The organism is Stenotrophomonas sp. GD04024, assembly GCF_029837545.1.
Taxonomy (GTDB): domain Bacteria; phylum Pseudomonadota; class Gammaproteobacteria; order Xanthomonadales; family Xanthomonadaceae; genus Stenotrophomonas; species Stenotrophomonas forensis.
In genome coordinates, this window is sequence record NZ_JAOEDV010000066.1 from 1 (window position 1) to 24,860 (window position 24,860).

14 protein-coding genes are annotated in these 24,860 nt (G+C 69.2%); all 14 read right to left on the minus strand.

The window, feature by feature from the left end; all coding sequences use genetic code 11:
- Positions 1-384: 384 nt before the first annotated feature.
- The gene (gspD, locus tag N7590_RS17110) at positions 385-2,589 is read right to left on the minus strand and encodes a type II secretion system secretin GspD (RefSeq protein WP_053448761.1); all 2,205 of its coding nucleotides are present in this window, start codon (positions 2,587-2,589) and stop codon (positions 385-387) included.
- Positions 2,590-2,598: 9 nt separating this feature from the next.
- Positions 2,599-3,384, minus strand: coding sequence for a general secretion pathway protein GspN (locus N7590_RS17115; RefSeq protein WP_164242542.1), 786 nt, complete (start codon positions 3,382-3,384; stop codon positions 2,599-2,601).
- Complete coding sequence (gene gspM / locus N7590_RS17120; protein ID WP_239544492.1) at positions 3,374-4,081, minus strand: type II secretion system protein GspM; 708 nt, start codon at positions 4,079-4,081, stop codon at positions 3,374-3,376. Before gspM ends, N7590_RS17115 begins: the two co-directional genes overlap by 11 nt.
- Positions 4,062-5,207, minus strand: a complete 1,146-nt coding sequence (locus N7590_RS17125) for a PilN domain-containing protein (RefSeq protein ID WP_164242544.1) — start codon at positions 5,205-5,207, stop codon at positions 4,062-4,064. Before N7590_RS17125 ends, gspM begins: the two co-directional genes overlap by 20 nt.
- A complete protein-coding gene (locus tag N7590_RS17130; RefSeq protein ID WP_164242545.1) occupies positions 5,204-6,067 on the minus strand; it encodes a general secretion pathway protein GspK in 864 nt (287 codons plus the stop codon). Before N7590_RS17130 ends, N7590_RS17125 begins: the two co-directional genes overlap by 4 nt.
- Positions 6,064-6,696 (minus strand): type II secretion system protein J, encoded by a 633-nt coding sequence (locus N7590_RS17135; RefSeq protein ID WP_164242546.1) that lies wholly within the window; start codon positions 6,694-6,696, stop codon positions 6,064-6,066. Before N7590_RS17135 ends, N7590_RS17130 begins: the two co-directional genes overlap by 4 nt.
- Positions 6,693-7,112 (minus strand): prepilin-type N-terminal cleavage/methylation domain-containing protein, encoded by a 420-nt coding sequence (locus tag N7590_RS17140; RefSeq protein ID WP_133933769.1) that lies wholly within the window; start codon positions 7,110-7,112, stop codon positions 6,693-6,695. The genes N7590_RS17135 and N7590_RS17140 overlap by 4 nt, the downstream gene beginning before the upstream one ends.
- Positions 7,109-7,603, minus strand: a complete 495-nt coding sequence (locus tag N7590_RS17145) for a GspH/FimT family pseudopilin (protein ID WP_053448755.1) — start codon at positions 7,601-7,603, stop codon at positions 7,109-7,111. The genes N7590_RS17140 and N7590_RS17145 overlap by 4 nt, the downstream gene beginning before the upstream one ends.
- Positions 7,604-7,609: 6 nt before the next feature.
- Entirely contained in the window at positions 7,610-8,053 is a 444-nt protein-coding gene (gene gspG, locus N7590_RS17150) for a type II secretion system major pseudopilin GspG (RefSeq protein ID WP_004154150.1), read from the minus strand.
- A 49-nt stretch (positions 8,054-8,102) separates the two neighbouring features.
- Positions 8,103-9,323, minus strand: coding sequence for a type II secretion system F family protein (locus tag N7590_RS17155; protein WP_164242547.1), 1,221 nt, complete (start codon positions 9,321-9,323; stop codon positions 8,103-8,105).
- 24 nt (positions 9,324-9,347) lie between these two features.
- Complete coding sequence (gene gspE, locus N7590_RS17160) at positions 9,348-11,069, minus strand: type II secretion system ATPase GspE (RefSeq protein ID WP_053448752.1); 1,722 nt, start codon at positions 11,067-11,069, stop codon at positions 9,348-9,350.
- Between the two features lie 136 nt (positions 11,070-11,205).
- Positions 11,206-13,059: a S8 family peptidase gene (locus N7590_RS17165; protein WP_164242550.1), complete on the minus strand. Its 1,854-nt coding sequence runs from the start codon at positions 13,057-13,059 to the stop codon at positions 11,206-11,208.
- Between the two features lie 158 nt (positions 13,060-13,217).
- On the minus strand, positions 13,218-20,399 hold the full coding sequence (locus N7590_RS17170) for an ESPR-type extended signal peptide-containing protein (protein WP_164242548.1): 7,182 nt from the start codon (positions 20,397-20,399) through the stop codon (positions 13,218-13,220).
- Positions 20,400-20,840: 441 nt separating this feature from the next.
- Entirely contained in the window at positions 20,841-24,725 is a 3,885-nt protein-coding gene (gene purL, locus N7590_RS17175; protein ID WP_239544489.1) for a phosphoribosylformylglycinamidine synthase, read from the minus strand.
- Positions 24,726-24,860: the final 135 nt, after the last annotated feature.

Genomic DNA, 24,860 nt, shown 5'->3' on the forward strand with positions numbered 1-24,860 from the left:
CGCAACCGGACCCACCCCGCCTTCGACAGATTCCTGCGAGCTGCCGGGCCTTGCTTTCTGTAGAGCCGAGCCATGCTCGGCTCAGATCTCACAGATATCGAAATATTCGATTTCGATTGAAAGTCATCCACGCATCGCGTGGATCCAGCGTGTCGACCAAGGTCGACACCTACCCACGGCCGCAGGAATCTGTCAGAGGTGGGGCGGTGTCGGATTGCGGGGTGTCCGCGGCACGGATGCCGCGGCCAAGCCCCCATGGATGGGTTTACGGCGTCCCCGCAATCCGACACCGCCCCGCCATCCCTCAGTAGCCCCGCTGTTGCTGTTGCTGTTGCTGTTGCCTTGGCCTCTGCGGGTGCCGGGCGCCGCCCGGCCGCAAACCCCTTACTTCTTCGCGCGCGGCTGGTTCAGCGGCTCCATCGCCCGGAAGCGCTGGCTGTACTCGTCGGTCAGGTTGCGCGATTCCTGGGCGTTGCGGACGATGGTCGGGGTCAGCAGCACGATCACCTCCGAACGACGGCTGGTGCGGGTCTTCTGCCCGAACAACGCACCAACCACCGGGATCTTGCTCAGGCCCGGGATGCCGCTGCTGCCATCGGTGGCCGAATCGGTGATCAGGCCGGCCAGCATGATGGTGTCGCCGCTCTGTACCGCCGCTTCGGTGGACAGCTTCTTGGTCGAGATGCGCGGGTTGCAGTTGCGCTCGGTCGGGTTGCAGGTCTCCGGCACATCCGACGCGCTGCTGACTTCCTGCACGATGTCCAGGAACACCGTGCCATCACGGGTCACCCGCGGGCGCACCTTGAGGATCACGCCGGTATCGATGTACTGCACCGAGCTGTAGCTGCTGGTGCCCACGCCGGTGTTCACCGTGGTGGTGTTGATCGGCACCTTGTCGCCGACATTGAGCGTGGCCTCGGCGTTGTTGCGCACGAACACCGAAGGCGTCTGCAGCAGGCGCACATCGGTGACCTTGTCCAGCGCGCTCACCACCGCCGCGCCGTTGTGGCCGGTGAATGCCCAGCCGAGACCATCGGCGCCGGTCACCGCGCCCGCGAAACTGCTCCAGGAACCGCCCGCGGCGGCCGGCAGGGTCACGCCGCCCAATGCACCGGTCAGTTTCTGCCCGAGCACCGCATTGTCGAAGAACCAGTTGACGCCGTACTTCAGGTCGCCGGTCAGCGCGACCTCGGCCACCTGCGCTTCGATGTGCACCTGCAGCGGCATCACGTCCAGCTTCTCGATCACTTCGCGGATCGAGCGCCAGGCCTGCGGGGTCGAGCGCACCAGCAGGGTGTTGGTTTCCTCCACCGCCGACACGCCCACGCGGTCGCCTTCCACTTCCAGGCTGACGCTGACATTGCCGGACTGGCGCTGCGGCAGGTTCATGCTGCCGTTGTTGCTGCCCCCGGTGCTGCTGCCGGAGGTCGAGCCGAAGTTGCTGCTGCCGTTGCTGCTGTCCATGCCACGGTCGCCGTCGCTGCCCAGCTGCGACGGAATCGCGCCGGGTGCCAACGATGCCGGGCTGGAGCCGCCGCGGTTGCCGCTGCTGGCGAAGGCTTCACCGAGACGTTCAGCCAGGTCGCGCGCCTTGATGTAGCGCAGTTCGTAGGAGAACAGGCGGGCGCTGCCACCGGCGGTGTCGATGCGGTCCAGCCACTGCTGGATCTGGTCCAGGTAGCGCACCTGCGGGGTGATCACCAGCACGGCATTGGCATTCTCCAGCGGCAGGAAGCGGAACATGCCCGCGCTGGGGGTCTTGCTCTCCTCGCCGAACACCTTTTCCAGGTCGGCGGCGACCTGCTCGGCCTTGCCCGACTGGATCGGGAACACGCCCACCGACATGCCCGACAGCCAGTCGACGTCGAAGATCTCGACCGTGCGCATATAGTTTTCCAGCTCGGCGCGGGTACCGCCGAGCGTGATCACGTTGCGGCCGCTGTCGACGTTGACGATGGCGTTGGGCCGCGCATACGGCTCCAGCACCTTCTTCATCTCGCTGGCGGAGATGAACTGCAGCGGGATCACCCGCACTTCGAAGCCGCGCGCGCTGGCCGCCGGCGCGGTGCTGGGCGCAACGGTTCCGGCCAGCGCCTGGTCGGCGGCGACGATGTTGTAGCGGCCGCCGCTGTACACCATGCGCGCGTTGTTCCAGCCCAGCACCATTTCCAGCAGGTTCAACGCCTGTGCCGGTGACACCGGCTTGGGCGTGGCCAGGGTGACCGTGCCCTGCACCCCCGGTGCGATCACGTAGTTCTGGCCCAGCATGTCACCCAGGATGGCCTTGACCACCGCATGCACCGACTCGCCTTCGAAGTTGAAGGTCGCCTCGCCGGTACTGGCCCCGTGCAGTGCCGGTGCCGGTGCGCGTGCCGCTTCGCGGTTGATCATGGTGCCGGTGCCGCGACGGATCACCGCCTGCGGGGCCCCCTGGGCATCACGGGCAGCATCGGCGGCGACCTCCGCGGCCTGTCCGGCCTCGGTGGTGGATGTCAGGTTGCCCTTGCGCTGCACGTGCGGCGCGGACACGGTGCTGCAGCCGACCAGCAGCGCGAGGGCAAAGGACCAGGGAAGAAAACGCAGGCTCATGCATTCACTCTATCGGTTGGTGCCATCGCCTGGGGGCGGCGACGGTTGTTGCTGCTGTTGTTGCTGCAGCTGGCGGCGACGGGCCTGGATGCGTTCGCGGATGGCCTGCATCTGCGCTTCGCTGGGGCCGTTGTTGTTGGCAGGCGGTGTAGCAGCCGCTGGCGGCACGTTGACGGCCGGCTGTGGCGCTGGCTGCGCACTTGCCGCAGCCGGGGGCGGCGCGGGCGGGGCACCGGCCGGCGGCGGCACCACGATCGCACCGGCCGGCGGCGCACCGTTGGCGCCACGCAGTACGGCGGGTGGTTCACCGCCCTGGCCGTTGAACACGGCCAGTTCCAGCACCTGGCTGCCACCGGGGCCGATCACCGTGGCCCGGCGCGGTTCCAGCGCCACCAGCTGCCAACCATCCACGGCGTCACCGTTGAGGCGCAGCCGCACCGAGCGGTTCTGTTCGGTGGTGAAGGTGGCCATGCTGAAATTGCCGGTCAACAGCACGCCGGTCAGGCGCAGGGCCGCGCTGGCGGCTGGCTCGCTGCCACCGAGCAGGTAGGGCCGCGGCTTGCGGTCTTCGGCGAACAGCGGGCGTTCGCCGATCGCGCTGTAGCTGTCTGCGCTGGCCATGCGCTCGGCGGCCAAGGCTGGCAGCGCCGGCAACGACGGCGCTGCATCCGCATCGCCGTCGGCGCCCGGCAACTGGCTGCCGAGGCCGAAGCCGGTGGCCAGCCAGACCGCCGCCGCCCAACCCGCCAACGCCAGCAGGAAGCCGGTGCGCAGGCTGATCTGCTCAAGTTTCATCGGCCACCTCCTGCCCCTCGGCCGGCGCCGCCGGGGCGGGCGCCGCGGCCGCCGGGGACGGCTGCGGCTGCGCGGCCGGTTCGGCCGCCGGGGCCGGCGTGGCCGCATCGGTCGCCGCACCCGGCAACAGGTAGCCCGCCAGTTCGAATGACACATCCAACCCCAGGCCGGATTCATTCGGTGACTGCTGGAAGCGCTGCGCGATCAGGTTGAGGTTGTCGACGAACAGGCGCGGGCTGCCGGTCTCCAGGCTGTGCAGCACCGTGGCCAGTTCGGCGACGCCACAGCGCAGGCGCACCTGCATGGCGACGCGCACGAACTCGGCATCGCGCCGGTTGTCGGTCAGCGGCGTACGGTTGCTGATGGTGCAGCTGCGGTTGCCCGGGCTGGCCATCGCCACCGCATCCTGCAGCTTCGCGCCCAGCGCGGCAGCGGCGGCTTCGGCGGTGGCTTCATGCAGGAAACCGGGGCGCTGCTGCAACGCTTCGCGGGTGGCGCGCAGGCGCTGTTCGATCTGCGGCTGCTGCTGCAGCTGCGCCTGCACGCGCGCCTCGCGCTCGCGCAGTGCCGCGACATCAGCATCGATCTCGCGCAGGGGCTGGGTGAACCACGGGTGCACCAGCAGCAGGTAGGCCAGGCCCAGCACTGCCAGCAGCAGTGCCAGTGCCAGCCAGCGGTCACGGCGCGCGCTTGGCATCGGCATCGGCCGCCTCCCGGGTCGGGGCAGCCGCCGGCAACGGCTGCAGTTCCGCGGTCATGGTGAAACGATCACGGCCACTGGCAGCGCCGTCGGCCTGCAATACACCGGTCAGATTGACCTTGCGCCACTGCGGTGCGTCCTGCAGCAGCTGCACCAGCTGCGAGGCTTCGCGGCTGAGCCCGATCAGCTGCAGGTTGTTGTTCTCGATGGCGAGCTTTTCCAGATAGGTGCCCTCCGGCAGGCGCCGGGTCAACTCGGTCCAGATGTCGACCGTGCCTGCACGCTGGCTGCGCTGCTTTTCCAGGAACGCGGCACCGTCGATCAGCGCCTGCAGCTGCGCGCGCTCACTGGCTACGCTGCGCGCACTGCGCGCGCTGCGTTCCACCTGGGCACGCAGTTCGTCGGCCGCTGCGCGTCGGTTGTCCAGCAGTTGCAGGCCGGCAAGCACCAGCATCACCACGGCAGCCACGCCCAGCAGCAGGTTCCAGCGCCGCATCGGATCGGCCTGCAGCTGGCGCTGCGCGGGCGGCAGCAGGTTCACCTGCAGCGTGTTGCCCTGCGCGTCGATGGCATCTACACCGGCCAACGCATCGGCCCATGGGCCCACGCTGCCGCGCCAGGCGTCCAGCTGGCGCAGCGGCCAGGCCACCAGTTCGACCTGCAGCTGGCCCTCGCCGGCCGCTCCGACCTCGCGCACGTCATAGCTGACCTGGCTGGATTCGAACGGCGTCTGGCGGTCGATCTCGAAGCCGACCACCGCACGCAGGCGGTCGGCGGCGGCGGCCGGCAACCGCAGATGGCGACGCAGCACATCGCTGGCAGGCAGCAGCCACACGCGCGGCAGGCTGCGCAGGCGCGCTTCCAGGACCCGGTCCAGCTCGGCCGGCGACAGTGGCCACGGCAGCCGCGCCACGGACTCACGGCGCTCACCGGCCTCGCGCCAGACCTGCAGCTGGTCGCCCTCACGCTGCAGCAGCAGGCGTGCCTGCGCCCAACCCAGCGCCCACTGCCAACGAACCGGTACCCATGCCAGCAACGACTGCCGCCACCAGCGCAGGAAACGGCCAGCGCCAGGACCGATCCGGCCCTGCACCTGTCGCAGACTGTCCTGCCACGCCGTCATCTTGCTGTCATTCCCTGCTCCCAGCGAAGCACTGTGTAGGTCCGCCCGGGAACCCCGCCCGAGCCATTGCGTACCACTGCCTGCAGCACTGACCGGCGTCCACTGCCGTCGGTGACACGGGACTCGATACTATAGGTGCCACTGCTGCTGGCAAGCGTTGACGCACCCGCAGCGGAATCGGCGTCACGCTCCTGCTGGGCGCGCTGGGCCAGCAGGGTGTCCGCATCCAGGCCCAATGCGGTCAGCACCGGCGCGCTGGCAAACTGCGGATCCGGCCGCGACTGGCGGCTGTACAGGGTCAGGTGCGGAAGCATGGCCCGGTACAGCGGGCCGCGCATGCCCAGCACCCGCTGCAGCTCGCCCAGGGTCTCGAAACGTCTGTTGCGCGGGCCGTACGGCAGCCCCGCCGCGGCGTAGTCGGGCGCCTCGGCGCCGCCGCCGGGCTGCAGCAGGCTGTCTTCGTCACGCCAGTCGACGATGGCCCCGGCCAGCTGCCGGGCACTGCCGTCTTCCTCGCCCAGCGCCTTCAGGAACGCCTCCAGCAGTGCCACGTCGGCCAGGTTCAGATTGATCTTGCCGTTCTCGTCGAGCACCGTGATCTCGATGTTGGCGTCATCGAACTGCCAGCGGTACGTGCGGCCGTCGGCGCGCCAGGGTGCCCGCTGCGGGTCGGCGGACAGGCGCATCAGCGCATATTCCATGCCCGCGCGCGCGCGTTCCTGGCCCCGCGCGTCGCCATCGAGCACCTGCTGCTGCAGATGCTCGACGCGCGCGCTCAGCGCGAACGCCCCCACCAGCGCTGTCATCAGCGCGATCAGCCACAGCACCAGCACCAGCGCCGCGCCTCGCACCCGAATCATCGCGCACCTCCGCTGCCACCGGCGCGCGGCGCCACCACCAGCGCCGGCCAGGGCGTGCCCTTGGCTGGCACGATCTGGATCTCCACCAGCATCGGCAGGCGCCGCGTGTCGTCCCAGCGTGGCATCCAGTCGGTCACCTGGCCGGTGCTGGCATCGATGCCGCGATAGCGCAGCTGCACCGACTTCAGGTTGTCCACCAGCACTTCCGGCGGACGCGGCGGGTTTTCGGCGATGTGCTCGCCTTCCTGCAGCAGCACCAGGTCCAGCAGCAGGCGCTGCTGGCCGCTGCGGCCTTCCACCTGCAGCGCGTGCAGGTAGGCACCGCCGCGGCCGAGGTAGCCCGGCAGATCGGCCGCGAACAGCATGCGCTGCTCTTCGCCCTGGAAGAAGATCGGCTCGCGGGTAGGGTCCGGCGCTTCCAGCGGTGTGCGCAGCGCCGCGGACAGCTGCCGCCGCAACAGCGTTTCCACCGCGCGCATGCGCTCGCTCTCGGCGGCGATCTGCTCGCCGCGCTGGCTGACCGCCATCGCCGAGCGCACGCTGGCGAACGCCAGCGCCAGGCCCCCGGCCAGCAGCACCGTAGCCAGCATCACTTCCACCAGGGTGAAGCCTGCGGCACCGCGCCTCATCGCGCGTTCTCCAGGTCCGGCGGCAACAGGCGCAGGCTGCGCCAGCGAAGCTGCTCGCGTTCGCTGTCGCCCCAGCGCACCTGCAGCTGCAGTTCGGCCAGCCACGGCATTCCCGGCGCCTGCGTTTGCGCCTGGTTGCCGGCTCGCGGCTCCACCCACGGCTGCACCTGCAGTTCCCAGTGATAGCGCCCCTGTTCCCAGTCACCCTGCTGGCTGCCGACCTGCAACGGCGAGGCCACACCGGCTTCGGCCAGCAGCGACTGCGCATGCAGCACTGCACGCGTACGCACCTCGGCTTCGCGCACCTGCTTCGCACCACCGGAGAGACTTCCCAGCAGCAGGGTCAGCGCCAACCCGAGCAGGGCGAAGGCGATGATCACTTCCAGCAGGGTGAAGCCACGTGCGCTGCGCTTCATTGTTCCCGCCAGGGGCCGGAACGGACTTCGCCGGTCAACCAGCCGACATCGATGCGCCATTCGGCGGCGTCGCGCTGCAGGCGGATGCGGCCGCCGCTGGAACCGCCATCCGGATGGAACTCGATCACGCCCTGCCCCGGCGCCGTGGCCAGCTGCGCGGCGCCTTCGAACTGCACCTGCAGCTGTGGCGGCACTTCACCCACGCGCTGGTTGGCGCCTTCCCAGCGGCGTCGCGCCGGTTCGATGACGAAGCGCTGCGGCTCGCCACGGGCGATCGCCTGCGCGCGCACCATGCGCAGCTGGTTGGCAATGTCCTTGCCGGCACTGCGCAGCTGCATGCCTGAAAAACCCCGCGACAGCCCGGCGGCGGTGATCAGCCCGATGGCGGCGATCAGCGCGATCACCAGCAGCATTTCCAGCAGCGACAGTCCCGCCGCGCGCCTGCCGTGCAGGCGCGGGCGTGGCAGCCGGCGCGGCAGGAAATACGTCATGCAGGATCAGGGCTGGTAGCGGATGTCAGCGTCGACGCTGCTGCCGCCGGCCTTGCCGTCCTTGCCCAGGCTGACCAGTTCGTAGGGCTGGCCTTCGCCCGGCGCGCGGTATTCCAGCGCATGGCCCCACGGGTCGTTCAGGTCGGCCGGCTTGGCATACGGCCCCAGCCAGCCGCCGACGCCGGCCGGTGCGGTCACCAGATCATTGAGCGAGCCCGGCAGCTTGCCGGTGTCGATCTGGTAGTTGTCGATCTTGGACGCGACGGTCTGCACCTGGGCCTTGGCGATGTTGGCCTTGCCGCGATCGGCGCCACCGAGCACGCGGCTGGCGACCAGGGTCAGCACCGCGCCGATCAGCACGATGACGATGATGATTTCCAGCAGGCTCATGCCCGACTGGTTGCGCGCGGCGGTGAAGGAAAGGCGGATCGGTCGACGGGAAGCAATCATGGTCGGTCCTTTCGGTTGCGGAGTGTCGGGGTTGCGTAGGGATCCATCGTCAACCGATGGCATTGGTCAGGTCATACAGCGGCACCAGCACCGCCACGATCACCGCACCGACCACCGAGGCCAGCACCAGGGTGATCGCCGGCACCATCGCCGCCAGCAGCCGGTCGATGCGCCGGGCGCTGTCCTGTTCAAACGTATCGGCGGCCTTCAGCAGCATGGTATCGAGCGCACCGGATTCCTCGCCGACCTGGATCATCTGCAGGGCCAGGCGCGGGAAGCGCTTGCCGCGTGACAGCGCCAGCGACAGGCCGGCACCATTCTTCACTTCATCGGCCGCCGCTTCGACATCGGCGGCCAGCGCACGGTTGCCCAGCACGTTGCGGGCGATGCCCAGCGCACCCAGCAGCGGCACGCCATTGCGCAGCAGCGTGCCCAGCGTGCGCGCAAGCCGTGCGGTTTCCAGTTCACCCAGCAGGCGGCCGATGCCGCGCCGCTGCAGCAGCCAGCCATCCAAGGCCAGGCGGAAGGCCGGTTGCCGGGCCTTGCGTTCGAAGAACAGCGCCAGCACGGCCGGCACCACCAGCAGCAGCACCCACCAGTCGCGCACGAACAAGCCCAGTTGCAGCACCGCGTTGGTGAACCACGGCAGCGCCACATCCAGGCTTTCGTACATCTGCGCGAACTGCGGCACCACGTAGCCGAGCAGGAACAACAGCGCGCCACCTACCACCACCAGCAGGATCGCCGGATAGACCAGCGCATTGATCACCTTGCCCTGCAGCGCGCGGCTGCGTTCCAGGTAATCGGCCAGGCGTTGCAGGGTTTCATGCAGGCTGCCGCCGGCTTCGCCGGCACGCACCATGTTCACGTACAGGCGCGAAAACAGGCCGTGCTGGCGTTCCAGCGCGGTGGACAGCGGCGCACCGCCGCGCACCACGTCGCGGATGTCGGTGATGGCGCGACGCGATCGTTCATCCTCGGGCAACCCCAGCAGGATCGACAGCGCGCGGTCCAGCGGCTGGCCGGCACCGAGCAGGGTGGCCAGCTGCTGGGTGAACTGCAGCAGCGCGGCGCCCTGCAGCGGGCGCTGGCGCAGCAGGTTGCGCCAGCTGCTGCCACCGATCGCGCCACCATCGGCCAACTGCGTTTCCATCGGCAGGTGGCCCTGGTCCTGCAGGCGCGCGACCAGTTCGGCCTCGCTGGCCGCTTCCATCTGCCCGTCGAAGATCTCGCCGTGCGGATTGAGTGCCCTGTAGCGATAGGTCGGCATGTCAGCCCCGGCGTCCTGCGCGCATCAGCTTTCCTCGGTCACGCGCAGCACTTCCTCGATGGTGGTCTGCCCGCTCAGCGCCTTGGACAGGCCATCTTCGTACATGGTGCGCATGCCGGCTTCGCGCGCGATGCGCTCGATCTCGCCCATGCCGTCACGGCGCATCACCGCCCGCCGCAGCGCATCGTTCATCACCAGGAATTCCATGATGGTGGTGCGGCCGAGGTAACCGGTCGGTGCCAGCGCCGAAGGCCTGGGGCGGAACAGGTGAATCGGGCCTTCGGGCTGCAGGCGGCGCAGCTCGAAGCGTTCGATCTCTTCCGGCGAGGCTGCGTAGCGCTCGGCGTGGGTTGGCTCCAGCCGGCGTACCAGGCGCTGGGCCAGGATGCCGTTGATGGTGGAGGTGAGCAGGTAGTCTTCCACGCCCATGTCGAGCAGGCGGGTGATGCCGCCGGCCGCATTGTTGGTGTGCAGGGTAGACAGCACCAGGTGGCCGGTCAGCGCCGACTGGATGGCGATGCGCGCGGTTTCCAGATCGCGCATTTCGCCGATCATGATGATGTCCGGGTCCTGGCGCACGATGCTGCGCAGGGCGTTGGCGAAATCCAGGCCGATCTGCGGCTTGGCCTGGATCTGGTTGATGCCCTCGATCTGGTACTCCACCGGATCTTCGACGGTGATGATCTTGACGTCGGCGGTGTTGAGCTGGCTGAGCGCGGTGTACAGCGTGGTGGTCTTACCTGAACCGGTCGGGCCGGTGACCAGCAGGATGCCGTGCGGTTGTTCCAGCACCTTGCGGAACTGCGGCAGGAAGGCATCGGTAAAGCCGAGCCGATGGAAATCGAATACCACCGTTTCACGGTCGAGCAGGCGCATCACCACGCTCTCGCCATGTGCGGTTGGTACGGTGCTCACGCGCAGATCCAGTTCCTTGCCCTGCACGCGCAACATGATGCGGCCGTCCTGCGGCAGGCGGCGTTCGGCGATGTTGAGCCGGGCCATGATCTTGATGCGGCTGATCACCGCTGCGGTCAGGTTGGCCGGCGGGCTTTCGCCCTCCACCAGCACGCCATCGACGCGGTAACGCACCTTGAGCCGGCTTTCGAAGGGTTCGACGTGGATGTCCGAAGCACGCAGTTCCACCGCACGCTGGATCACCAGGTTGACCAGGCGGATCACCGGCGCTTCCGAGGCAAGATCGCGCAGGTGCTCGATGTCGTCGACCGCGCCGCCCTCGCCGTCGGCGGTTTCCACGATCGCGCCCATCGCACTGCGGCCCTGGCCGAACCAGCGTTCGACCAGATCGTCGATCTCCGCGCGCATGCCCAGCACCGGCGTCACCGGAACCCCCAGCGCCAGCTGCACGGCCTGCTGCGGGTAGGCGTCGTGGGCGTCGGCCAGCCACAGCCGGACGCCCTGTTCATTCAATTCCAGCGGGCATACGTGGAACTGCTTCAGGAAACGCAGCGACAGCGGCAGGCCGTCGGCCAGCGCCTGCGGCGGGGCTTCGGGTACCTGCTTGCCCTCCAGCAGCGGCAGGCCCAGCACCTCGGCGCTGGCCTGCGCCTGGTCGCGCTCGGAAACCAGCCCCAACCGCACCAGCAGGCCGAGCAGGCTGCCGCCGGCTTCGGCATGCAGCGGCCGCGCGCGCGCCAGGTCTCCTTCCTTGAGCCGGCCACGCGCCAGCAGCGCATCCAGGATGCGGCCTTCGGCGTCGTCGGTAACGGTTGCGGCGAGCGCGTTCACGTGACTCTCCTGTCAATCGCTCCGACTTTAGCAGTTAAGCCGTGATTTCCGCCGCCCCTCGGCCACCTTTCGTAAAAAGACGAAGCCCGTCACACAGGATGACGGGCCTCGGCCATTCAACTACGTCGGCAGGTGTTTACTGCGTGGCAAGGATGCTCACGCCGTTGTACGCCGCCTCGCCTACCACCTTGATGTAGTAGGTGCCGGCGGTCGGTGCCGTCACCCGCACCGTTTCCGAGGTGCCCGGGCGGGTCGAACGCGCATCGTTGTCGGTGGCACTCGGCTCGCGGCCCTGCGCCAGGTAGACCGAGACGTTGCCGGTACCGCCGTAGGTGATCACGCTGAGCTGCTTGCCGGCCACGGCCTCGAAGCTGTACAGCCTGCTGCTGGCGGCAGCGCCGTTCAGGCCACCCACCGCCGCCTTGTTGGTCAAAGGCGTCGCCACCGGCCCGCAATTTTCGGTGCAGGGTTCTTCCAGTGCCTTGGCCAGCGCAGCCTTGGCGTCAAGGATGCCGGTACCGATCGGGGTCGCTGCCGGAATGGCGACCGGGAACGGACGCGCGGTTTCCTTCAGCAGGGTGCGCATCGCGGCCGGGGTCAGCGGATCCTTGCCTTTGGCGATCAGCGCGCTCTGCACCAGTGCGGCAACGGCTGCCACATGCGGCGAGGCCATCGAGGTACCGCCCATCCCCATGTAGCCCGGCGTGCCCGACTCCGGCGTGGTCGCTGCATTGGAACCGGTCTGCCAGATGTAGCCCCCCGGGTTGCCGTCGACACTGCCGCCGCCACCCGGACCGGACAGGTCCACGCGGGTGCCGTAGTTCGAGTAATAGGTGATGCCGCCGGTGATGCGGGTCGCGCCCACGGTCACCACGCCTTCGCAGCTGGCCGGCCGGTACTTGGATGCGTTGTCGGTCTCGTTGCCGGCGGCCACCACCACCGTGGTACCGCGCGAGATGGCGCCGTTGATCGCGTCCTGATAGGTGCTGCCGCAGGCGCCGCTGCCGCCCAGGCTCATGTTGATGATCTCGGCCGGGTTGGTGTTGGCCGGGATGCCCGATACGGTGCCGCCGGATGCCCACACCACGGCGTCGGCGATGTCGGACAGGTAACCGCCACACTTGCCCAGCACGCGCACCGGAAGCACCTTGGCCTTGAAGGCGACACCGGCCATGCCGACGCCGTTGTTGGTCTGCTCGGCCACGGTGCCGGCGACGTGCGTGCCGTGCCAGGAACTGTCCTCGGCCAGCGAGCCGTTGTAACACTCGTTATCGTTTTCGACCCAGTCGCCATAGTCCTGCGCACCGGGTACGCGATCATTGGTCGGGCGGCGCGAGGTCTCCGCGTCGCTGATGAAGTCGTAGCCTTCCAGCAGGTTGCCGACCAGGTCCGGATGCTGCGGCAGGATGCCGGTGTCGATCACCGCCACCACGATGCCCTCGCCCTGCGAAACGTCCCACGCCGCCGGTGCGTTGATGCCGCCGACCGCGTTGTGCAGGTGCCACTGGTTCTGCTGATAGAAGGGATCGTTCGGCACCAGTGCCGGCTGCACGTCGCCGGCACGCAGCTCGGTGCGGCGCAGCTTCACGTCCGCTTCGGCGTACTGCACCGACGGGTCGGCCTGCAGTTCCTTCAGCACGCGCTGCAGTTCGGCCGGGGCCAGGCGGCCCTGCACGCGGATCAGGTCCGCGCCGGTGGCGAGCCTGCGCACCACCTGCGGGCCGAGCGTGCTGGCGCGGGAGGTGCCGCCGGACAGGCTGGCACGGGTCAGCGCCGACTGCACTGTAGACAGCTTGGCCGAGCGGTCGCTGGCGGCGGCAGCCCCGGCCCGGTACTTGACGATGATGCGCTCGGCCCCCGGTTGGGCGGTGCTGGCCTGGCGCACCGGCTCATGGGTCGGCAACCCGGCGGCGTGGACGGCACCGACGGCCGTCATCGACAGCACGGCGGCGGCAAGCACATTGATGCGAAGGTTCTGCTTCTTGATCACGTCGAAATTCCTCTTCTGGGTCATGGATCGAACCAACACTGCGGCCATCATTCCTTGACGACTCCCGGCCGGCCCAGCCGGGATTGCCGTGACCTCCCCCCAGGCCCTCACTGCAGGTGCTGCGCCGGCGTGGGTGGCCGCCGGCGCAATGGACGGGCTTACCAGCCGAAGCCGGCACCGACGCCGACCGAGCTGTCATCGCTGCTGAAGGCACCGCCGAAGGTGACCGTGGCGCGATCGCTGATCGCACGCTGGTAACCCAGCGACAATGCCGATTCGCCACCCTGGAAGCCGATGCCGACACCGACCCGGTTCTGGGTGCGGATACCGGCGGCACTGGTGGCCATGTTGAGCATCGCGGCGCTCATCGCGCCCTGACGGTCGATGCGGCGGTCCATGTGACGCAGGCGCCCATCGATCTCGCCCTTGAACACATCGAAGCTGTCGGCGACGGCCTGGACACGGCTGTCGGTGTAGCTGTTGGCGGTGGCCATGCCACGATCGAGCTGGCCCTTGTTGACCGCGTCGGTGGCCGTGGTACCGGCCGCCACGTTGGTCACCTGGCGCTCATTGCCTTCGCTACCGACCGACACCGTGTTGGCGCGGTCGGCGACCGAGCCCTGGCCCAGCGCCACCGCGTTCGCTGCGCTGGCATTGGCACCCTGGCCGATGGCGGTGGACGAGGCGCCACTGGCAACGGCGCCGTCTCCCATGGCAACTGCATTGAAGCCGCTCGCCGGGGTACCCACCGGAATGCCGGCACCCGCCGCAGCCGCGGTCGGCGTACCCTGCACACGCGCGGTGCTGGCCGGTGCTGCGTCCGCCATCACCCGTGCGTCGGCGACACTGGCCTGCGCACCGTCCTCCAGCGGCGCACTCATCGCGCGCAGGCTGGCGGTCCCGGCGCGTGTGCCACCGGCGGTGCGACGGTCGATTTCGCTGACCTTGCGATCCAGCGCGCCCAGTGCATCGCCGACATTGCTGTAGGTGGCGCCCTGGATCACGTAGTTCGGCGCCACGAACACCCCCTGCATGCCCACGCTGGCACCGCCACCGAGGAAGCTGGCGGCGTCGCTGAGCGACTGGAACAGCTGGCCACCATTGATGGCCTGGCGGCTGCCGGCAGCGATGCTGCCCGCGCCGACGTTGTCGATGGTGGTGCCCTGGAAGCCGGACAGGGTCAGGCGGTCACGGCTGGCATCGTCGTAGCTGACCGCGCTGGCTGCGGTGGTTTCGACCGTGGCGATGCGCGAATCGAAATCGCCCACGCGGGTCTCCACCGCACCGACACGCTGGTTGGTGACGTTGAGCTGCGAGCCGGTGATTGCGTCGGTGCTGCCTGCACCGATGCGGCCATCAGCCACGTTGACGATGCGGCGCGTCGCCGGGCCATCGGTGCCATTGCCGCCGCCGACCGAGACCACGTTGGCATCAAGTGCACGTGACCCTGCGCCCAGCGCCACCGAGTTGGCACCGGATGCACCGGCGCTGTTACCCAGTGCCAGCGCGCCATTGCCGATCGCCATCGCGTTGGCGCCCACGGCGTTGCTGCGTGCGCCGCTGGCACTGGCCGCCGAACCGATGGCCGTGGCATCGCTGCCGCTGGCACTGGCGGTACCACTGCCGGTGGCCTTGAGGTAGCGCGCGGTGCCGTCGGCGGTCGCCGCCACTGCATCGAGCTGGCCGCGGTTGACCGCATCGGTACGCTCGGTACCCGCAGCGACCCGGGTGATCTGGCGGTCGGTGCTGGCACTGCCGACCGACACGGTGTTGGCACGATCGGCCACCGAGCCGGCACCAAGTGCAATGCTGCCGGCGGCCGAGGCGTTGGCACTGACACCCACCGCAGTGGCATTCGCGCCAGTGGCCTTGCTGCCGTAGCCGACTGCCGTACCGAGACGACCGCTGGCTTCGGCATAGCTGCCCAGTGCCGAGGCGCCATCGGCCGACGCATTGGCGCGGAAGCCGCTGGCCTGCGACTGCGTGCCACTGGCCGTGGCCTGCGCGCCGCTGGCGGTGCTGTAGGCGCCCTTGGCCTGGGCGCCGGCACCGCTGGCACTGGCGCCGAGTTCGCTGGCGCTGGCACCGCTGCCCACCGCCACGCTGTCGACGCCACTGGCCTGTGCAGCATTGCCCAGCGCCGCGGCGTTGTTGCCGGTGGCCAGTGCATCGAAGCCGACTGCGGTGGCATTGGCGGCCATCGCGTTGGCACCACTGCCCAGCGCGGTAGCGCCGTTGCCGATGGCGTTGGCCGCGTTGCCGGCGGCCAGGGCGTTGTCACCGTCGACCAGTGCACCGGCCTCGCCATCGGCGTTGCCACTGGCCTGGAACTGGCGGCTGGTCTTGTCGGCAACCGTGGCCACTGCATCCAGCTGGCCCTTGTTCACCGCGTCGGTGGCTTCGGTGCCGGCGGCAACATGGGTCACCTGGCGTTCGCCACCGGCCTTGCCGACGGCAACGGTGTTGTCGCGGTCCGCCTTGGAGCCCGCACCGAGAGCGACGCTGTTGCTGCCGTTGGCGGTGGCATTGGCACCGAGTGCAGTGGCGCTGCTGCCAGCCGCCCACGAATTCCAGCCGATGGCGGTGGCGTAGTCTTCGGTGGCCCACGCACCTGCGCCGAATGCCGCGGCGCCAGTACCGCTGGCACGCGACGGGATCAGGCCGAAGAAGGTGCTGCCGCCAATGGCGACGCTCTCCTCGCCACTGGCTTCGCTGGACTGGCCCACGGCCACCGCACCGGTACCGGCCGCGGCCGCGCCGAAGCCGACCGCCGTGGTGTTGGCACCACTGGCCGCCGATCCATAGCCGAGCGCGGTACCGAGGCGGCCGCTGGCTTCGGCATAGCCGCCGACAGCGGTGGTGCCATCAGCGGACGCGGCGCTGCGGAAGCCACTGGCCAGTGCCTGCGTGCCGCTGGCGTTGGACTCGGTGCCGGTTGCGGTGCTGTAGGCACCACTGGCCTGAGCACGTGCGCCGGTGGCGCTGGCACCCAGCTCGCTGGCGCTGGCGCCACTGCCCAGGGCCAGGCTGTCTTCACCGGTGGCCTGTGCGGTACTGCCCAGCGCCGCTGCGTTGTTGCCGGTGGCCAGCGCATCGATACCGACGGCCGTGGCATTGGCAGCCAGCGCATTGGCACCGCTGCCGAGTGCGGTGGCACCGTTGCCGATGGCATTGGCCGCATCACCGGCCGCCAGTGCGTTGTCGCCCTCGACCAGTGCGCCGGTTTCGCCATCGGCATTGCCGCTGGCCTGGAACTGCCTGCTGGTTTTTTCCGCAGCAGCGGCAACCGCATCGAGCTGGTTCTTGTTGACCGCATCGTTGCCCTGCGTACCGTCGGCTACGTTGGTGATCTGGCGGGTGTTGCCGCCCCCGCCCACCGAAACGGTGTTGTCACGGTCTGCAATCGAGTCCGCACCCAGCGCCACGCTATTGGCGCCGCGCGATTCGGCGGCGTTGCCCAACGCGGTGCTGTTGATGCCACCCGACCAGGCGCCACCACCCACCGCGGTGGAGTAGTTGCCCGAGGCCTCGGTGGCCAGCACACCGAACAACGAGCCACCGACGGCGACGCTGTTGGTACCGGTGGCCAGGCTGCCCTGGCCGGTGGCGGTGCTGTAAGCACCGGACGCTTCCGAATCGCCACCCACTGCCACGCTGTTGGAACCGGAGGCATTGGCGAAGTTGCCGAATGCGGTGGCATTGAAGGCCGAAGCCTGCGCGTAGCCACCGATGGCGGTGCTATAGCCACCGGTGGCCTCGGCGCCGATGCCGAATGCCGCCGATGCGGTACCGCTGGCCACGCTTTCGCTGCCCACGGCGGTCGCCGCATCGCCACTGGCATTGCTGAAGTAGCCCACGGCCACGGCTTCTTCGCCGGACGCTTCGGACAGCACACCGTTGGCCGTGCTGCCGGCGCCGCTGGCGATGCTGGCGGCACCGAAAGCGGCGCTCTGTTCGCCGCTGGCCTCGCTTTCCGCACCGTGCGCGGTGGCGTACTCGCCGGTGGCCTGTGCGTTGGCACCCACCGCGCTGGCGTTGGCCGCGGTCGCCAATGCGTTGAAGCCAATCGCCTGCGCATTGTTGGCCAGCGCATTGGCACCGCTGCCCAGCGCGGTGGCGCCATTGCCGATGGCGTTGGCCGCGTCGCCCGCCGCCAGCGCGTTGTCCCCCTCCACCAACGCACCGGCCACATCGTCGCCGTTGCCGCTGGCCTGGAAGAAGCGGCTGGTGGTGCTGGCGGTGCTCGCCACCGCATCCAGCTGCGCCTTGTTCACTGCATCGGTGGCCTGCGTGCCAGCAGCCACGTTGGTGACCTGGCGTTCGTTGCCGGCGCTGCCGACCGACACCGTGCGGGCACGGTTGGCCACTGAACCTGCGCCCAGCGCGACGGCATTGCTGGCGCTGGCATTGCTGCCGGCGCCGAGCGCGATCGCGCTTTCACCACCGGCCACCGTGTTGGTGCCGATGGCGATGCTGTTGAGGCTGTTGCCCAGCGCCTGGAAGCCCAGCGCCACGCTGTTGTCGCCATAGCCGAAGGCGCCGCGCCCCACCGCAGTGGAACTGGCGCCGTTGGCCCAGCTGTTGTAACCGATGGAGGTTGCACCGCTGCCGCTGGCCCAGGCCGCGTTGCCGAAGGCCGAGGCGTTGGTGGCGGTGGCCCACGCGCCGGAACCGAAGGCGCTGGCGCCGCTGGCCGTGGCCCAGCTGTAGCCGCCGACAGCGGTGCTGTCGTCGCTGCTGGCAAACGCACTGTCACCCACCGCCACCGCATAGGCGCCGGTCGCGCGCGACTTGCCGCCCGCGGCGAAGCTGTTGTCACCGCTGGCCCTGGCGGCACTTCCGAAGGCGTTGCTGGCGGCTCCGGTGGCCTGTGCACCGCTGCCGACCGCCGTACCGTCGGCAACGGCGGTGGTACCCACCTGCTGCGCCGTGCCGTCGGCACCGATGATCGGCTGGTTGTACTCGTCGTAGGCCTGGCCGAGGCCACCGATCGCCACGCCGCCCTTGCCGGTGGCGTTGCTGTTGCGGCCGACCGCCACGCTGTCATCACCGATCGCCGAGGCGGCAGCGCCCTGTGCAACCGCGCCGGCACCGATCGCATTGCTCGACGAACCGGCGGCAACCGCGCCTTCACCTTCGGCCAGTGCGCCGGCATCGCTGCCCGCTTCCGGCTGCGCCTGGAAGAAGCGCGCGGTGCTGTCGGCGGTGCTGGCCACCGCGTCCAGCTGTGCCTTGTTCACCGCATCGGTGGCTTCGCTGCCGGCGGCAACGCTGGTGATCTGCCGTTCGTTGCCGGCACTGCCCACCGCCACGCTGTTGGCGCGCACCGCTTCGGAGTTCGCGCCGAGTGCAACACTGTTGGCGCCCCGCGCGGTGGCGTAGTAGCCCACCGCCGTGCTCTGCGCGCCGCTGGCCCAGGTCTGCGCACCGAGCGCGCTGGCGTTCTCGCCCGGTGCGTAGGCGAAGTAGCCGACCGCAGTCGCTTCGGCGCCGGAGGCTTCGGTCAGGCTGCCGTTGGCCACCGCGCGGTCGCCGCTGGCGATGGCGCCGGCACCGACCGCGGTTGCGGCTTCGCCACTGGCCTGGGTCTGCACGAAGAAGCCCAGGCCGGGAATCAGGTCGGCCGGGCCACCGATGGCCACGCTGCTGGTACCGGTGGCGTTGCTCTGCGTGCCCAGCGCGGTGGAGTAGTCACCGATGGCATTGGCGACCGCGCCGAACGCGGACGACTGCGCACCGGCGGCATACGCGCCCACGCCATAGGCCGACGCGGCGAAACCACCGGCATCGGCACTGGCGCCCACGGCGGTGCCACCGACACCGGCACTGGTGGCGCCGGTTTCCACCGGCACACCGCCACTGGTGATCAGCGGATTGCCATCGGCATCGACCGCAGCACCGCCAACGGCGACGCTGCCTGGGCCGTTGGCCTGCGCATTGTTGCCGAACGCCGCGCTGTTCTGGCCCGAGGCCAGTGCGTTGTTGCCGACCGCGGTGGCGTTCTGCGCGACGGCGGTGGCACCGGCACCCACGGCGGTGGCGCCCTTGCCGATCGCGTTGGCCGCTTCGCCTGCGGCCAGCGCCTCGTCACCTTCAGCCAGCGCACCGGCATCGCTGTTGCTGCTGCCGTTGGCCTGGAAGCGCTTGGCGGTGGCATCGGCCACGGCGGCCACGTCCTTCAGCTGGCCCACGTTGACGGCATCGGTGTCTTCAGTACCGGCAGCCACGCTGGTGATCTGCCGGGTCAGGCCATACTCGGCGGCGCCGACGGACACCGTATCGACACGGTCGGCCAGCGAACCGGCGCCCAGCGCCACGCTGCCGGTGGCCACCGCCGCCGAATTGGAGCCCAGCGCGGTGCTGTATTCACCCACGGCGGTGCTGAACGCGCCGACCGCAATCGACGCTTCGTTGGCGGCGGTCGCACCACGGCCCAGCGCGGTGCTGCCCGGGCCCATCGCCACGGCGCCGCCACCCACAGCGGTGGCACCATCAGCGGTGGCTTCAGACAACGCGCCGAGCGCGGTGGCCGCGCCGTTCTCGCTGGCCGCATAGGCACTGGCACCCACGGCGGTGTCGCCCAGGCCGAAGGCCGCAGCACTCTGCCCGACCACGACGCTGGCATCACCAATGGCCAATGCGCCCTGGCCGAACGCGCTGGCGCCGATGCCGGCGGCGATGGCCTGGGTACCGATGGCAGTGGTGGCATTGGCCAGCGACTGCGCACCGGCACCGGCCGCCAATGCGCCCTGCCCGTCGATCTTCGCCGCGTCGCTGTCATCGCCTGCGCCGTCGGCCTTGAAATAGCGGCTGCCGTCTGCGGCCACGTCGGCAATCGCGGCCTGCGTGGCCCGTGCCTGCGCATCGAGCTGCGCCTTGTTCACCGCATCGGTCGCCTGGGCGCCCGCCGCGACATTGGTGATCTGCCGTTCCTTGCCGGCATCACCGACGGACACGGTGTTGGCCCGCGTGGCCTTGGAGCCGGCGCCCAGCGCCACGCTGTTGGCGGCACTGGCGTTGCTGTTGCTGCCGATCGCAACGGCGTTGCTGCCCTTGGCCGTGGCCGAGCCTTCGATCAGGCACTTTTCCAGCAGCTTGCCGCTGAATGCGACGCAGGTGGCGCTGCCGCCGATCTGCACCGACTGTGCCGCGGCGGTGCCGCTCATGCCCAATCCCAATACCAGGCCCAGCGCCACTGCCAGCAATGCGGGCGTGGCTCGTGTCGCATCGCGGCGCTGGTCGACGACCCCACCGCTGCTGCTGTCGGAGGAGGCCAGTTCCGAAGCCACCACCCACTGACCCAATGCTTTGTTCCAGACCTTGCGATAAATCCGATTCATCGGTACGGCTCCTGATTGGACTGGTTTTGGGCAAAGCAACGCCACCGCTGGGCTTTCCGGCCCAACGTCCCCTGGGGGCGTTTATTCGCGTGATTTACTGCGGGGTATTGCCGAACGGCGCGCAGCGACAGAAAACCGAGCGCGTGCGCCAACCGGTTACTGCGAAATGAATGATTCTGTAACGGGGTTCAAGTGTTAACGGCAACTTTCCAGATCGTCAAGACTTTGACACGGCAAATCCTATTGCCGTGAAGCAGTTCACTATTTCACCTGTTTATAAAGCGATTTTGTTAGGTCTGGGTGACGAACCACCGGCGCCCTGTAAACGCATGTAACTGATGGTTGCGGCAGGTATTTCTGCCCATCCAAAGAAAAACCCGACAGTCGCCTGCCGGGTTTTCCGTACCTCATCGCATTGTGGCGTGCGCGACGGTTGCGCCGTCAGCCGCACCACACCCGCGCGTTGCGGAACATGCGCATCCACGGCGAATCACCCTGCCATTCGGCCGGCGCCCAGCTCAGGTTGAGCGCGCGCGGGGTGCGCTCCGGGTGCGGCATCATGATGGTGACGCGGCCATCGCTGCTGGTCAGGCCGGTGATGCCGTCCGGCGAGCCGTTCGGGTTCATCGGGTACTGGCTGGCAACGTTGCCGTGGCCATCGATGTAGCGCAGCGAGACACGGGCCGCGGCCTGGTCGACGGCGTTGTCGAACACCGCCTGGCCTTCGCCATGCGCCACCGCCACCTGCAGGCGCGAACCGGCCATGCCGCGCAACAGGATCGACGGCGACTCCACCACCTCCAGCAGCGCGGTGCGGGCTTCGAACTGCTCGCTGGCATTGCGGCGGAACTGCGGCCAGTGCTCGGCACCGGGGATGATGTTCTTCAGCTGGCTCATCATCTGGCAGCCGTTGCACACGCCCAGCGCGAAGCTGTCTTCGCGGGCGAAGAACGCAGCGAACGCATCACGCAGCGCGCTGCGCTCCAGGATCGAGGTCGCCCAGCCACGGCCGGCACCGAGCACGTCGCCATAGCTGAAGCCGCCGCAGGCGACCAGGCCGGTGAAGTCCTGCAGCGCCACGCGGCCTTCGATCAGGTCGCTCATATGCACATCGAACGCGCGGAAGCCGGCACGTTCGAAGATGTTGGCCATTTCGATCTGGCCGTTGACACCCTGTTCGCGCAGCACCGCCACGCGCGGACGCGCACCGGTACTGATGAACGGCGCGGCGACATCTTCGTTGAGGTCGAAGCTGAGCTTGGGCTTCAGGCCCGGTGCGTTGAAGGCGCGGGCGACTTCACGCTCGGCATCGGCATTGGCCGGGTTGTCGCGGCGCTTCTGCATCGCGTGGGTGACCGACCACCAGGCATCGAACAGCGCATCCCACCGCCATTCGGCCAGGTTCTCGCCGCCCAGCGACACGCGCACCACCGGCGCGGTGGTCGGCTTGGCGATGCGCTGCGCGCACTCGGTCAGTGCGTGGCGCTCGACCAGATCGGCGAACGCGGCGCGGTCCTCGCGCGCGATCTGCACCACTGCGCCCAGTTCTTCATTGAACAGGCTGCGGAACGGATCATCGCCCCAGGCATCGAGGGTGATGTCCAGGCCCAGGCGCGAGGTGAAGGCCATTTCGCACAGTGCGGCGAAGGCACCACCGTCGCTGCGGTCGTGGTAGGCCAGCAGCAGGCCGGACTGGCGCGCATCGCGGATCAGTTCGAAGAAGCCACGCAGGCGCTGTGGGTCGTCCAGGTCCGGGGCGGCACCGGCAAAGGCCGGCAGATCGCCGTGGTCGGCATGTACCTGGGCCAGGATCGAACCGCCCAGGCGCTGCTTGCCGGCACCGAGGCCGATCAGCCACAGCTCGCTCTCCACCTCACGGTCGAGCAGCGGGGTCAGCTGCTGGCGCACGTCGGCGACCGGCGCGAACGCCGAGATCACCAGCGACACCGGCGACACGCTCTTGTGTGATTCGCCCTGGTCGTGCCACTGCGCCTGCATCGACAGCGAATCCTTGCCCACCGGGATGCTGATATCCAGCTGCGGGCACAGCTCCATGCCCACGGCCTTGACCGCGTCGTACAGCAGCGCGTCCTCGCCCGGGTGGCCGGCGGCGGCCATCCAGTTCGCCGACAGCTTGATCTCATCCAGTGCGTCGACCGGCGCCGCGCACAGGTTGGTCAGTGCTTCGCCCACCGCCATGCGCGCCGAAGCGGCCGCATCGAGCAGGGCCAGCGGGGTGCGCTCACCGATCGACATCGCTTCGCCGGACACGCCATCGAAGTCGGCCAGGGTGATCGCCACATCGGCCACCGGCAGCTGCCACGGGCCGACCATCTGTTCGCGCGCGGTCAGGCCGCCGACGCTGCGGTCACCGATGGTGACCAGGAAGTTCTTCGAGGCCACGGTCGGGTGCGCCAGCACGCGCAGGCCGGCCTCGTGCAGGTCCAGGCCACCGGTCTTCAGCGCCGGCCAGCGCGGCGCCGGCGGGTGCGCGGTGTCGCGGTGCATCTTCGGCGGCTTGCCGAACAGCACGTCCATGGGCAGGTCGATCGGCGCATCGGCCGGGGTGTGGCCCGGCACCGCACCGTAGGCCACCACCAGGTGTTCCTCGGCGGTGGCTACGCCGACTGCAGCGAACGGGCAGCGCTCGCGCGCGCACAGCGCGGCGAATTCGGCCAGGCGCTCCTGCGCGACACCAAGCACGTAGCGCTCCTGCGACTCGTTGCACCACAGCTGCATCGGCGACAGCGACGGATCATCGGTGGGTACCTTGCCCAGGTCGATGACGCCGCCGACCTTGGAGTCGTGCAGCAGTTCGGGAATGGCATTGGACAGGCCACCGGCACCAACGTCGTGGAAGAACTTGATCGGGTTGTTGGCACCCATCGCCACGCAGCGGTCGATGACCTCCTGGCAGCGACGTTCCATTTCCGGGTTGTCGCGCTGCACGCTGGCGAAGTCCAGGTCCTCGGCGCTTTCGCCGGAGGCCACCGAACTGGCGGCGCCGCCGCCCAGGCCGATCAGCATCGCCGGGCCACCCAGCACGATGACCGCATCACCGGCCTGCAGCGGGATCTTCTCGACCTGGATGCGATCGATGGCGCCGAGGCCACCGGCCAGCATGATCGGCTTGTCGTAGGCGCGCACCAGGTCAGCACCTTCGGGCAGCTCGAAGCTGCGGAAGTAGCCGAGCAGGTTCGGGCGGCCGAATTCGTTGTTGAACGCGGCGCCACCAAGCGGGCCGTCGGTCATGATTTCCAGTGCCGGTGCCATGCGCGGGTTCAGCGCGCGCGGCGCTTCCCACGGCTGCGGCAGCTCGGGAATGCGCAGGTGCGAGACCGAGAAACCGGACAGGCCGGCCTTCGGCTTGCCGCCGCGGCCGGTCGCACCTTCGTCGCGGATCTCGCCACCGTTGCCGGTCGATGCGCCCGGGAACGGCGCGATCGCGGTCGGATGGTTGTGCGTTTCCACCTTGATCTGGAACGCGCTGGGCACCTGCGGCTCGCGTCGGTATTCGCCGCTGGCCGGATCCGGGCGGTAGCGCGAGGCCGGATGGCCTTCGATCACCGCAGCATTATCGCTGTACGCGCTGAGCGTGTGCTGCGGGGTCTGCTGGTGGGTGTTCTTGATCATCCGGAACAGCGAGCGGTCCTGTTCCTGGCCGTCGATGGTCCAGCTGGCGTTGAAGATCTTGTGGCGGCAGTGCTCGGAATTGGCCTGCGCGAACATCATCAGTTCGACGTCCGACGGCGAGCGGCCGAGCGCGGTGAAGCGTTCGCGCAGGTAGTCGATCTCGTCCTGGGCCATGGCCAGGCCGAGGCGCTGGTTGGCGGCCTCCAGCTGGTCCACCGGCACGCGTTCCAGTTCACCGCGGGCCGGTGCCGAGAACAGCGCCTGGCCCTCTGCCACGGTCTCCAGCACCGACTGCGTCATCGGGTCGTGCAGCGCCTTGACCAGCGCCTGCTGGGCGGCAGCATCGGCCGGCCAGCCCTGCACATCGATGCGCAGGCCACGCTCGACCCGGCTGACCGGCTGGCCCGCACCGCGGACCAGTTCGGTGGCCTTGCTCGACCACGGCGACAGCGTGCCCAGGCGCGGCACCACAATGCGGCTGACCGCGCCCTCGGCCACGGCCTCGGCCTGCGGCGCGGCTTCGAGGATGCGGCACAGGGTGGCCAGGTCGGGGACGGCGCTGCCTTCGGGCTGCACGAAGTAGACGTGCCAGGCACCGCTGATGCGCAGGGAGGGAGCGATGGACTGCAGGCGGGATTCAAGACGTTCGCGGCGGAACGGCGACAGGGCGGGCGCGCCCTCGAGGACCATCATGTCCGGGGAACCGTAGTTGGGAAACGGGCCCGACATTGTACCGGAAGCGGGGGAAGGGCTCTGGCCGGGCGGCGCCCGGCACCCGCCGAAGCCAGGGCAACGGCAACAGCAACAGCAACGGCAACAGCAACTGCC

What these genes read in the sequence shown, in the direction of transcription:
- gspD (WP_053448761.1), bottom strand. Translation starts at nt 2,589, where the DNA reads ATGAGCCTGCGTTTTCTTCCCTGGTCCTTTGCCCTCGCGCTGCTGGTC.
- N7590_RS17115 (WP_164242542.1), bottom strand. Translation starts at nt 3,384, where the DNA reads ATGAAACTTGAGCAGATCAGCCTGCGCACCGGCTTCCTGCTGGCGTTG.
- gspM (WP_239544492.1), bottom strand. Translation starts at nt 4,081, where the DNA reads ATGCCAAGCGCGCGCCGTGACCGCTGGCTGGCACTGGCACTGCTGCTG.
- N7590_RS17125 (WP_164242544.1), bottom strand. Translation starts at nt 5,207, where the DNA reads ATGACGGCGTGGCAGGACAGTCTGCGACAGGTGCAGGGCCGGATCGGT.
- N7590_RS17130 (WP_164242545.1), bottom strand. Translation starts at nt 6,067, where the DNA reads ATGATTCGGGTGCGAGGCGCGGCGCTGGTGCTGGTGCTGTGGCTGATC.
- N7590_RS17135 (WP_164242546.1), bottom strand. Translation starts at nt 6,696, where the DNA reads ATGAGGCGCGGTGCCGCAGGCTTCACCCTGGTGGAAGTGATGCTGGCT.
- N7590_RS17140 (WP_133933769.1), bottom strand. Translation starts at nt 7,112, where the DNA reads ATGAAGCGCAGCGCACGTGGCTTCACCCTGCTGGAAGTGATCATCGCC.
- N7590_RS17145 (WP_053448755.1), bottom strand. Translation starts at nt 7,603, where the DNA reads ATGACGTATTTCCTGCCGCGCCGGCTGCCACGCCCGCGCCTGCACGGC.
- gspG (WP_004154150.1), bottom strand. Translation starts at nt 8,053, where the DNA reads ATGATTGCTTCCCGTCGACCGATCCGCCTTTCCTTCACCGCCGCGCGC.
- N7590_RS17155 (WP_164242547.1), bottom strand. Translation starts at nt 9,323, where the DNA reads ATGCCGACCTATCGCTACAGGGCACTCAATCCGCACGGCGAGATCTTC.
- N7590_RS17170 (WP_164242548.1), bottom strand. Translation starts at nt 20,399, where the DNA reads ATGAATCGGATTTATCGCAAGGTCTGGAACAAAGCATTGGGTCAGTGG.
- purL (WP_239544489.1), bottom strand. Translation starts at nt 24,725, where the DNA reads ATGATGGTCCTCGAGGGCGCGCCCGCCCTGTCGCCGTTCCGCCGCGAA.